This window comes from Acinetobacter sp. UBA3132 (assembly GCF_002364825.1).
GTDB lineage: Bacteria > Pseudomonadota > Gammaproteobacteria > Pseudomonadales > Moraxellaceae > Acinetobacter > Acinetobacter schindleri.
The window spans coordinates 1-12,255 of record NZ_DEZM01000108.1; the positions used below are offsets into that span (position 1 = coordinate 1).

Sequence of the window (12,255 nt, forward strand, 5' to 3'; positions counted from 1 at the left end):
TTTATATAAATAAGAAATTAAATCCTAAAAATCAAATGTATAAACATTAATCTATTCTTAAAAGTGACCAGTGATACTTTGTCGGATTTTGTCGAGCGTGGTCGGGGTCGCAGTCTGTTCTGGTTCCGCTTGATGAATTGGTAGTGAAATGATGGCTTCCAATCCACCTTCAGGTCCATTATGAATGTATAGTTCACCAGAATGAATATCGACAATCCGTTTTACAATGGCCAGTCCCAAGCCACTACCCTGAACAGTACGAGCCGAATTACCTCGTACAAAAGGCTGCATGAGATCTTCAATTTGATCCTCTGGAATGCCTTCACCATGATCAGCCACTTTGATTAACAGTCGATCCTGTTCAATCTGGGCCGAGAGTTCAACTGGTTCGGCACCATAGCGTTTTGAATTGTTAATCAAGTTACCAATCAATCGTTTAAGCGACATACTGCGGGCTTGGATTAGCGGTAATTCCTGAGGCGTAAAGCGGATATCAAGCGGCTTAAACTGGGTAACCAGTTCTTGTAGTAGGGTATTGACATTGGTTTCTTGTGGCTCTTCATCGGAACCATCGCGCATAAAGGAAATAAACTGATTTAAAATTGCATCCATGTCCTCGACATCATAAATCAGACCTTCTTTGAGGAAATCTTCGTCTGGCATCATCTCGGCACTCAGGCGGATACGAGTCAGAGGCGTGCGCAAATCATGTGAAATACCAGCGAGCATAATCCGGCGTTCACGCTCGGTCTGTTCTAGCGTGTAGATCATATGGTTAAAGGCATTGTTTACTTGACGGATTTCAAGTGGCCCATGATTGGTATCCAGATAGGGTGCAGAACCAGTTGCACTATAGCTATTCGCGGCTTCCTGTAAGCGACGTAGCGGACGATTCAGCTGACGGACCAAAGTCAGAATAATAATGCCAGCAATCAATGGTGTACCCAGCAACCAGCCAAAAATCAGTTCAGGGCTATAGTTAGCATAGGTTTTTAAAGGTTCACGAACCCAATGACCATTCATTTCAGGCGTTTGAATCCAGATCTGTGGACTCGGCTTAAACTGGAAATATACAGTTGCCCGGTCAATACGTAATTCTTTTGCCAGCTTTTCCTCAATTTTACTGGTAAAAAATTCGGCAATCACTTTTTCACGAATATTGGGATACTGTGCAGGGTCGGTAATATACTCAATCCCAATACGGCTTTTTAAATAATCATCGATATCTACTTCCTGATCATGGTGATACAGGCGCAGGCTAGGATTATTCAGGATTTCCAGTTCAACAGCGAGATAGCGGGCATGTTGCTGAATTTCCGGCAAATAAAGAGTTCGCCAGAAAAACCAAATCGACATCACCAGACTGAACAGGACCACAAAAACCACAAGTACCGCGGTTCGCATTGCAGCTGAACGTGGCTTGATTTTGTCGAGAAAACGTTCCATACGGGTACGTTTCTTTTCCGAGTAATGGACAAAATCAGTAAATTCTTGTGGGTCGATGGGGTCAAGTTTCACACCAGCATCCTGTGGGCGTTTTCCAGATTTTACAGAAATATTCTTGGGATAGAATCTTAACTGCCTGTGTCTTTAATAAAAGACTTTTCAATAAATAAAATACTGTTATTCCAGTAAAACTGTGCCATTCGCTGAACTTGTAAAGTTCCATGCCAGCCAGGAATGCAAGTTTGGCTCAGACAGCAGCGAATGGCATTTAGAGACAATAGACGAAGGTAATCCTTATCCCTTTATAGTTTTTCTTATTCAGCACCATCTGGAACAAAGACATAACCCACACCCCATACGGTCTGGATATAACGCGCACGAGCCGGATTTTCCTCTACCAGACGACGCAGGCGAGACACTTGCACATCAATCGAACGTTCCATTGCCCCCCATTCACGACCACGTGCCAGATTCATCAGCTTGTCACGTGTTAACGGTTCACGTGGATGCTGTACTAAGGCTTTTAATACAGCAAATTCACCTGTTGTGAGGGTTACCACCTGACCTTCGCGAGTCAAGGTGCGGGTAGAAAGATCAAGTGACCATGGACCAAAGCTAACCACTTCCATTTGCTGGCTTGGCGCACCTGGTACTTCACGCACCTGGCGACGTAATATGGCGCGGATACGTGCTAATAACTCATTTGGATTGAATGGCTTTGGTAGATAGTCATCTGCACCGGCTTCAAGTCCTGCGATACGATCCGAGTCGCTACCACGTGCTGTCAGCATGATGATTGGTGTATCGATATTGGACTGGCGTAAACGACGACAGATACTCAGACCATCCTCAACAGGAAGCATAAAGTCGAGCACGATCAGAGAAAACAGTTCTCGCTGCAGCAGTCGGTCCATTTGAGTAGCATCATGCGCAGTCTTGACCACAAAACCCTTATCTTCTAAAAAGCGTTGCAGCAAGGTACGTAAACGGACATCGTCATCGACAACCAGAATGCGTTCTACCCGATCGGTTTCGGTATGTACTGCATCGGTTTTTTCAGCGGGTACAACTAAACTCATAAGGTGCTCCTTTATTCTTTATTGTCGTCTTAAACAAAAACTAATAGATGTCTTGAGTATACGATTCATTTATAGCGATTGACTATGCTCTAAAGCAACAAAAATTGCAGTTAAAATCAAGGGATGGATACCAAATATATACAGGTAAATGATAAAAGTTTCGCAAATATGAGGGAGTCATTGCCTGGATCTAAACGTCATTCTTCAAATATTGAACAACACTGTCATAATTCATAAAGATAAATTAATAAAAACAATTGTGGATTTTATAGGCCTGGTCTTTATAATCATGCCATTTAGTACTTATCCTTGTGGGATCAAACACGATGACTGACTTAGTTCAGCAGTTGGCAAAAGAACTTGCCGTACGTCCAACTCAAGTAGAAGCTGCCATCAAACTTATTGATGAAGGTGCCAGTGTTCCATTTATTGCACGTTACCGTAAAGAAGTAACGCAGGGCTTAGACGATACGCAACTACGCCAGCTCGATACGCGTTTATCATACTTGCGTGATTTGTATGAGCGCCGTGAAAAGGTGATTGAATCACTCAAAGAACAAGATAAATTATCTGATGATTTATTGGCGCGGGTAAATGCGGCAGAAACCAAAAATGCATTAGAAGAAATTTACGCGCCGTACCGTCCAAAACGTACCAGTAAATCATTCAAAGCCAAAGAAGCTGGTCTTGGTCCGATTGCAGAAAAAATCTTTGCTGAAGCGGTTGATCCTGCCGAAGCACTTGCGGGCTTTAGCCATGAAGATTATCCAGATCAAGAAAGCCAGTTGGATGCGATCCAGCACATCCTGATTGATGACTGGGCACAGAACATTGTGCTGACCACTGAGCTGAAAGCGACATTTGCAAAAACTGCCATTTTAAAAAGTTTGGTTGCTTCTGATGAGAAAAAAGAAGTTGGCAAGAAATTCCGTGATTACTTCGATTTCTCTGAAAACCTGAACAAAGTTCCTTCGCATCGTTTGTTGGCAATGCTGCGTGGCCGTCAGGAAAATGTCTTGGGCCTGAAAGTGGATGGCGAAGACGATGCTCCATTGGCACGTATTGAAACAGAATATAATCTGGATGCCATTCAGCCCCAGTCTCGTCAGGATTTCCTGAAACAGACTGCGAAACTGTTCTGGCTGGGTAAAGTCCGCCCGACGATTGAGCATTCTTTATTGACTGAAAAACGTCTGGCTGCTGAATCTGAAGCAATGAACGTATTTGCGGAAAACTTACGTCACTTACTGCTTTCTGCACCTGCTGGCGCGCGTACGACGCTGGGCGTTGACCCAGGTATCCGTACTGGTGTGAAACTGGCAGTCGTGAATGAATCAGGCGATGTCCTGGCACATAGCACCATTTATCCATTTGCTCCAAAAGATGATAAAGAAGGTTCACTGACCGAGCTGGCGCGTTTATGCCGTGAGTTTAATGTTGACCTGATTGCGATTGGTAATGGTACGGCAAGCCGTGAAACTGAAGCGCTAGTAGCTGAAATGATGGCAGCAAACAGTGACCTGAAACTGACCCGCGTTTCTGTGTCTGAAGCAGGTGCTTCTGTTTATTCTGCTTCTGAATTGGCTTCTCAAGAACTTCCAGAGCTGGATGTGTCGATTCGTGGTGCAGTTTCAATTGCACGCCGTCTGCAAGACCCTCTTGCTGAACTGGTGAAAATCGATCCAAAATCGATTGGTGTAGGTCAGTATCAACATGATGTGAATCAGACTGGCCTGGCGAAAACCCTTGAAGCAGTGGTAGAAGACTGCGTGAACTCGGTGGGTGTTGATGTCAATACTGCATCTTCTGCAATTTTGGGTTATATCGCCGGTCTGAATAAATCGATTGCACAGCAGATCGTAGATTTCCGTAAGGAAAATGGCCGTTTTGATAACCGTCAGTCGTTGAAAAAAGTGCCACGTTTAGGCGAACGTACTTTTGAACAGGCTGCGGGCTTCTTGCGTATTCTAGATGGCTCTGAGCCACTGGATGCTTCTGCAGTACACCCTGAATCATATACGCTTGTGTCTAAAATTGTTGAAGCGAAAGCAACAACGGTAAAAGACATTATTGGCAATACTGAAATTATTTGCCAGGTAAATCCTGAAGAGTTTGTAGATGATAAATTCGGTCTGCCAACGATTCAAGACGTATTGGCAGAGCTGGAAAAACCGGGTCGTGACCCGCGTCCAGAATTCCGTACCGCCAAGTTCCGTGATGATATTACTGAAGTTGCACAATTGTCTGAAGGCATGCAGCTGGAAGGCGTAGTGACCAACGTGACTAATTTCGGCGCATTTGTCGATGTTGGTGTTCATCAAGACGGTTTAGTGCATATTTCTGAACTTGCCAATGAATTTGTCGCAGATCCGCATAAAGTGGTGAAACCGGGTCAAATCGTGCAAGTGCGTGTATTGAATGTCGATGCTGAACGTAACCGCGTGAACCTGTCGATGCGCCCTGAAGGTTCTGCTGCTCCGGCAAAAGCCCCACGTCAACCACGCCGTGAAAACAATGAAGCACGTGGTGAACGTAAGCCTCAAGGCAAACGTCCACAGCAAGCACGTCCGCAAGGTGAGCGTCCTCAGGGCAAGAAACCGCAAGTGGCTAAACCACAGGAGCAAAAAATTGGTGGTTTAGGTGCATTGTTATTACAGGCGGGGATTAAAGGTTCGAAATAATCTTTAGTTGTTAATAAAAAAACCTCCCAATCGGGAGGTTTTCTTTATATTTTCTTTAGTAATTCAAATCCATTACTTTTTTCTAAGCCTAGAAAAATATTAGTCACATTATCTAATGCTTTAAAATTCCGAATCATTTTTGCTAACTTTTCAGTTTCATTTATTAGGTTAGAATTGCTCTCATAAATTTCTACTAATTTTTTTCCAATAGTTGTTAAACGAATACAATTTAATTTTATTTGATCTTCTGTTTCGATCAACAATATATATTTATGATTAGGTGATTTACGAAGCACAGTAAATTTTTTTGATTCATTTTGGAAAGATAATTCGAAATTTTTTAAAGTATTCGTATAGCGTCCTTCAAATTCAATTCCTTCTAGTATTTTTAAATCAATCAGCTCTTCTAAATCGAACTGAGTTATATTTTTAAACCAACTACTTTTAGCTTCTTGAGGGTCATTCAGATAAATAAGTCTGCCTGCTGTATATGAAATTAATTTAATTAAATTTTCTAAGTGAGTTTTACTCATCATTGATAATGTATTTAAAACTAAATAATTTACACTATTAGGAGAAGCTGTTTCTTCAGCTAATATCCTACCCCATAAATCTTGTAATTCTTCTTCAGAAACTTCTTTGCCATAATTTATCCACTTATTAAAAAATGTTTCTGAAATCTGTTCATCACTAATTTCTTCATCATTTTTTTCAGCTAAATGTTCATAGGCTTTGCTCAAACATTTACCTAAGTTTTCAGATTGATTTTGTTTGTTTTGAGCAAGAATTAAGCCTAAGGTAGAAGTAGGGTTTCCAATTTGATCTTCAATAAGCAAAAACTTGCCATCCCGATATTCTGCTAGGCCATTTTCAATTAATGCAATATCTTTTTTAGTTTGAGCTGCTGAAAGATCATCTAGTCTCTTTCCTTCTCGAAGCTTTTTAGAGAATAGTAAGTCTGTAAGTTTTCCAATTCCTTTATTCGCTGCCGTTGTTGCCACATCGGTAGCAGCTTTAATAACTTCTTGTTCCATCTTCATAATTATTAAGTTTAATTATTTTTATAATATCTAAAAACCTCCCAATCGGGAGGTTTTTTTATTGAAAATCTTTTACGAATTAATCATCGGAACAATCCAGCTGGTAATGATCAGCAAAATACCCAGATGCCCCAGTTTTCGTGTCACATAAACCAGTTTCGACGGTGGCTGTTCCAGTCGTTTTGCATATTCTTCCATGCTAATTCCAGACTTACCTTTACTGGTATATAAAAACACCCCCAAGTCGATACAGATCAGAATCGTACCAATATCGGCCACCAGTTCCATCAGCTCAAATTGCTGGGTATATAGCGACATGCCAACGCTATAGATCAGATAAAGAGCAAAGGCAATACAGGCATATTGCAGGACCACTAAAAACTTCTGCATAAATCTCAACAGCTCAAAAAATTAAGGCAATTATACAAATAATCGGGCAGCTGCGGCCAATTACAAGGCTTGCATCAGGTCGGCAAAATTCTGTTTCTCGACCAGTTCCAGAAATTCATCGCCCAGACGCTGACTTTCAGCAATACATTGCTTCCAGAGCTGAATCCGCTGAGTTTGATCCAAGCCTTTCAAGGTAAAATCTTTACGGTCTGGCAAACGGCCTAAAGGTAAACTTTGCAGATATTCCTGTGATGGAGATATGAGCAAAGTGCGTGCCTGATTTTCCGGATTTGAGGTGCGTTTAAATAACTTGTCAAACCAGCCCGGCGTAATGCTGTCAGTAAAATGCGGATACAGTACAATGCCTTTGCTCTGGAAGGGTAGGTCAATGTGATAGTCAATTAAACCACCATCGCGGTAATAACCTTGCGGTGCATCCGGGATGTTATTCACCGCTGCCATCACCCCCGGAATAGAGGCAGATGCCATTAACCAGGACAGGACACTTTGTTCAGTCAGGGCATGATAATGCGTGGTAAATCCATCTTCAGCGATTTTAAACTGTTCACCCATATTCGGTTGGCTGATGACCCGTTGCATAAAATGACGGCTGTGCTTGCGTGCAACTGCAGTCGCCCCGACAATTCCGGCTACAGAAGCCAGTAAAGGTAAGGCCTTGTCACTTTGGAAAATGTGTTGGGCTTTAATCGACAACACGGTCAGATGATAATCTGGATGATTAACTAGCTCCGTCTCTTTGCCTTGGACCAAGTCGAATAACATGCCGCGGCAGACTTCGCTCACTTCCAAACGTGACATTTTCTTATGGAAGTAAAGGTTGGTATACAGTTCAGCTAGGCGTTCGGTTCCTTGTTTAGCACCATGAGCAGCAATACTGGCAAAACGCCAGCTGCCAATGGAGGAACCCACCAGGGTTCTACGCTGAGGGGCACGTGGGAAAAAATCACCAAAAATTGCCTGATCCAACCCCTGAATACCAATACCTTTCGGACCCCCTGCAGCACCGGGAACGATATCGACCTGTTCGGGTTGTAAACCTTCTTTCAGAATCAGCTCACGTGCCAGATGCCCGGCACGGATTTTCAGGGCAGGGGCATGTTTTTGTAAAATCTGCATAGAGGTTTAACCCATATTCGACCAGTGAGGGCTTATTTTAAGCGTTGTGCCTTTGGACCCAATGGCAAGATGTGTCCTAAGGTGACTTTAGAGTCATATGACATTCAGCAAATAAAAAAGCCTGAACAAATCAGGCTTTTTACATATTTAAATTACTTATTTTGCAATTCGCCAGATCGCTAGGATGCTGGCCAAAATAATCAGAATCACAGAAACAAACCAAGGTGAAATAATGGCAATAGACAGTAAAATCGCCATTAAACTGCCAAAAATCCAGCTACGTTTTTGCTGATGTTCCATTTGCAGGCGCATACTTTGCAATTCATTGAGCTGTTTGGCATGCCAGGCCGACTGGTTTTTTAGACCGTTCAGGCTGTCGATCATCAAGGTTGGTAAATCCTGCGCCCCTAAAAGCAGATCCGGGATTTTCTGTCCCAGTTCTTTCAGATTTTTCTGCGGATTCATCTGTGCCTTGATCCAGTCGGTCAGGATCGGTTTGGCCAGGCTCCAGATATCCAGTTCCGGATATAGGTCAGTGCCTAGGCCTTCCACATGGACTAATGTTTTCAATAACAACATCAGTTGCGGTGGAATTTCCAGATGAAAGCGACGGGCAATGTCCATGACCTGAATCAGAATGCCGGCGAAGTCCAGCTCATGCATTGGTTTTGAGACCATTGGCCCTACAGTACGGCGCATTTCGCGGGCCAAGGCATCCTGATCGGTACCCGGTGGAATCCAGCCAGCCTGATGCACAATCTGGATCAGCTGCATGAAGTCGCTGTTCATGACCGCCAGCAGCATGCGCGCCACAGTCATCTGATCATGTTTGGATAGCTCGCCCATAATCGCACAGTCCAGTGCGATAAAACGTGGATTAGCCGGATTAATGGTTTCTACAAAGACATTGCCTGGATGCATGTCGGCATGGAAAAAGTTGTCCCGGAATACTTGGGTAAAGAAGATGGTGAGGCCTTTGCGTGCCAGGTCAGCACGATCCATACCCAGTTCATCAAAGGTGGCAATATCCGAAATCGGTACACCGGTAATCCGTTCTGCGACCAGTACATCTTTGCTGTCCATGTAGACTTCAGGCACATACATCATGCTGGAGCCGGTGAAATAATGACGCATCCGGCGGGTATTATCCGCTTCCAGCGTCAGGTCCAGCTCATTCAGAATGATCTGACGATAATCCTGAATAATTTCAGTCAAATGTAAGGCACGCGCTGCTTCCAGACGCTTTTCCAGAAAATCGCCCAACCAGCTCAGGATCTCGAAATCCTGCAAAATCTGATTACGGATATTGGGGCGGGTCACTTTGACTACGACTTCACGGCCATCGTGCAGTGCTGCAGTATGTACCTGTGCAATTGATGCAGCAGCAAGTGGCTGAGCATCAAAACGGGCAAACAGGGTGTTTACATCGGCTTTCAGCGATTCCTGAATACGCATTTTAGCCACGTCATTGTCAAATGGCTTGACGCGATCCTGTAGTAAGACCAGTTGTTGCAGTACTTCAGGTGGAATCAGGTCACGACGCGTAGATAGCAATTGGCCTAGTTTGATTGCCAGTGGCCCCATTTCCTCTAAAGCTTCTTTCAGCTTGAGAGGATTTTTACGCTCTCGGCTGGACCATGCAGCCGGATGCATACGAATCAGGGACAGGATATGACGGCTTTTTTCTGGGAGTTCTTCCGCAGGAAACAACGTATCGAGTCGATAATGCGCGGCAATGCGCCAGAGTTCGAGTAAACGTGAAACATGCGGAATCATAAAGTGGTGTACCTAGTTTTGAGTTGAATCTTGTTGGTTTTCAATCTGTATCTGAAGCTGACGAATCTTGGCTTCTACGCGATCAATATTTTGATTGAGTATACGTGTATCTTGCTGTAAATCATCCATTTGCCAACGCGCAGCAAATAGACCGCTGTCTTCTTTAAGCGTGTCTTCCATAAAGAACAGACCGCTTTGCAGACTGCGCTTGAGATGTTTGGGTGCCAATTGCAATTTGCCAATTTCATGCGCAAGGGTTGGTCCGATCCACGGGCTTAGATGAGCCGCCAGATCAGGTTCAGCCTGCTGCATAATACGCTGGATTTCCTGCAATAATTTATAGTCACCTTGCAGCGGAATATTGCCTATTTCATCTGAAAGCAGCAGTTTCAACAGGTCAACAACATTATCGACTTGTAAAGTCGCAGTGGCTTCAGAACTCTGTGAGCTGTCGGCTTCATAAGGACGTTGTTCAAAAAACGAAGCAGCTTCAGTATGCCCAGTGGCTGTTGGTTCCAGGCGAACCTTGCCATCATCAAAGAATACATCTACAGAAAGCTGCGGTGAGGTAATTACTACACGTAGCATTTTGCCAGCCAATGCATTTAACTGGATGCGGGTAATCGCATCCAGATCAATGAAATGGTGAATCACACGTTCAACGGCACCAAGTGCCAGAATTGACCACATGAATGGGAACCTTAAAGTTTAAAACCACGGTGAACGGCAACGATACCACCCGTCAGGTTATGGTAATCACAGTTCTGGAAGCCGGCATTTTCCATCATGCCTTTTAGGGTGCGCTGATCTGGGTGCATACGAATCGATTCTGCCAGATATTTATAGCTTTCAGAATCATTGGCAATGATTTTACCCATGATTGGCAATGCCGTGAATGAATACAGGTCGTACAGTTTCGAGAATGGCTCAAAGACCGGTTTAGAAAATTCTAAAACAAGCAGACGGCCACCTGGCTTAAGCACACGGTACATCGAAGCAAGTGCAGCATCTTTATCGGTGACGTTACGTAGACCAAATGAAATGGTTAACAGGTCAAAACTGTTGTCTGCAAATGGCTCTAAAGTTTCGGCATTGGCAAGTACGAAATCGACATTGGTACAGCCCGCATCAATCAAGCGATCACGACCCACATTCAGCATGGATTCGTTGATGTCAGATAACACCACATGACCGGTTGGACCAACCTCACGGCTGAATACTTTGGCCAGGTCACCCGTACCACCGGCGATATCCAGCACATGCTGACCACGGCGCACACCTGACATGTTAATGGCAAAACGTTTCCATAGACGGTGAATACCAAAAGACATCAGGTCATTCATGATGTCGTATTTGCTGGCGACAGAATGGAATACTTCCGCGACTTTTTGTGCTTTTTCTTCACTGCTGACAGTCTGATAGCCGAAGTGAGTGGTTGGACCGACATTACCGGTATTCGCCCCACGTGGCAGGTTATATTTCGGTATGCTACCTGTGACAGGTGTATCAGTCAGACGTTGTTCTAGAGACTGTTGCTGACCTTGTGGCGCACCTTGTGGTAACGGTGCAGTTAAGAATGGGCTCACTTTGTCTGTTTGTTGTGCCGACTCAGCTGTAGGGGTAGGCGTAGTATTTTCATTGGACATTGGAGTCACTCCTAACAGATCAATGGGGTTAATCTTGCATGCGTGCATGGACTGCATAATGACAGATTCTAAGATGTTATACAGCAATCATCATGCAATTGTTATGAATAATATACAGAAAAATGCGTCTTTAGCTGAAATCTCAGCCGAAAAATCTATCTTAATTGATGATAAAAAGTCATGATATACGTTCTGAATTTTTATATCTTCCTGCTGATGCGGTGCACCATAGCTTAATTAAATGGCGAGTCAAAACCTACTCAATTCTTTGTACGTTTTTGCTTACATTGATTCAGGTTTTTAGCGACTATTTTATAGTAGTAGAAATTTCATATGATAAGTTCATCAGGAACAGGATGTTCCCTCTAAAAATAAAAATAGATAAATACAAGGAAAGTAAGGTACGACAGGAGTTATACCAAGCGAACCAATACGAAAAACCCCGGCAGGATGCCGGGGTTTTTCATTTTGTATCCAGAATTTTTAAGATTCGTCCAGTTTATGGATGAACTGGTTTTTACCATAGCGAATGGACAGTTGATCCAGTTCATAATAAAGACCATCTCCTAGTGCATAATCTCCACGTTCAACAGAGATAATCCGTTGTTTATCTGTAGTAATCACAATATGGAAATAGCCTATCTTTAACTTGCATTTCAGATCATGAACAAGCATCGCCTGACCGTAAATATCTAAAGACTTATGGCTTTCAATCTGTATATCTTGAGCATCAATTTTATAACTGTTTATTGAAGGTCTCAGGTTTATTTGTACAGTGCCGCGAATAGATAACTGTTTGTACCCCATTACATTTTTCCTAAAATTCATTGACATGGGTACATCTATAAAGAATCAAGATATACGGAGGCTTAGATAACACGTAAGCCGATCAAGTACGTTGACCATAAACAGATTAATTTCTGTAAATTTTGCATAATTTTTATAACTTTATTAAAGACTATAACTGATTGATACGATTAGGGCTTTGGAACCATTATTTTGTCTATTTATTAAGACCTGATTTTTTTTGTATCGATGAAATTACTACGATTTAAAAATA

General features: G+C 43.1%; 10 protein-coding genes. 1 reads left to right on the forward strand and 9 read right to left on the reverse strand.

The genetic code is table 11. From position 1 onward, the window contains the following. Positions 1–57: 57 nt before the first annotated feature. Positions 58–1,518, reverse strand: a complete 1,461-nt coding sequence (locus B4033_RS05225) for an ATP-binding protein (protein WP_004813519.1) — start codon at positions 1,516–1,518, stop codon at positions 58–60. Between the two features lie 242 nt (positions 1,519–1,760). Beyond that, entirely contained in the window at positions 1,761–2,525 is a 765-nt protein-coding gene (gene ompR, locus B4033_RS05230) for a two-component system response regulator OmpR (protein ID WP_004890528.1), read from the reverse strand. Between the two features lie 326 nt (positions 2,526–2,851). Here ompR and B4033_RS05235 point away from each other — a divergent pair, with 326 nt between their 5' ends. Beyond that, complete coding sequence (locus B4033_RS05235; protein WP_286832544.1) at positions 2,852–5,206, forward strand: Tex family protein; 2,355 nt, start codon at positions 2,852–2,854, stop codon at positions 5,204–5,206. Between the two features lie 44 nt (positions 5,207–5,250). Here B4033_RS05235 and B4033_RS05240 read toward each other — a convergent pair whose 3' ends face one another. From B4033_RS05240 to B4033_RS05270, 7 genes are all read right to left on the reverse strand, one after another. After that, complete coding sequence (locus B4033_RS05240) at positions 5,251–6,240, reverse strand: DUF2806 domain-containing protein (RefSeq protein WP_071320693.1); 990 nt, start codon at positions 6,238–6,240, stop codon at positions 5,251–5,253. A gap of 78 nt (positions 6,241–6,318) precedes the next feature. Continuing rightward, on the reverse strand, positions 6,319–6,636 hold the full coding sequence (locus B4033_RS05245) for a hypothetical protein (protein ID WP_076752953.1): 318 nt from the start codon (positions 6,634–6,636) through the stop codon (positions 6,319–6,321). Between the two features lie 60 nt (positions 6,637–6,696). Further along, positions 6,697–7,773, reverse strand: a complete 1,077-nt coding sequence (locus tag B4033_RS05250; RefSeq protein ID WP_286832545.1) for a patatin-like phospholipase family protein — start codon at positions 7,771–7,773, stop codon at positions 6,697–6,699. 156 nt (positions 7,774–7,929) lie between these two features. Further along, on the reverse strand, positions 7,930–9,549 hold the full coding sequence (locus B4033_RS05255) for an ABC1 kinase family protein (RefSeq protein ID WP_286832547.1): 1,620 nt from the start codon (positions 9,547–9,549) through the stop codon (positions 7,930–7,932). Between the two features lie 12 nt (positions 9,550–9,561). Further along, the gene (locus tag B4033_RS05260) at positions 9,562–10,239 is read right to left on the reverse strand and encodes a ubiquinone biosynthesis accessory factor UbiJ (RefSeq protein ID WP_286832548.1); all 678 of its coding nucleotides are present in this window, start codon (positions 10,237–10,239) and stop codon (positions 9,562–9,564) included. 11 nt (positions 10,240–10,250) lie between these two features. Further along, on the reverse strand, positions 10,251–11,195 hold the full coding sequence (gene ubiE, locus B4033_RS05265; protein ID WP_004890506.1) for a bifunctional demethylmenaquinone methyltransferase/2-methoxy-6-polyprenyl-1,4-benzoquinol methylase UbiE: 945 nt from the start codon (positions 11,193–11,195) through the stop codon (positions 10,251–10,253). Between the two features lie 483 nt (positions 11,196–11,678). Further along, the gene (locus B4033_RS05270) at positions 11,679–12,002 is read right to left on the reverse strand and encodes a hypothetical protein (protein WP_004813497.1); all 324 of its coding nucleotides are present in this window, start codon (positions 12,000–12,002) and stop codon (positions 11,679–11,681) included. Positions 12,003–12,255 lie beyond the last annotated feature (253 nt).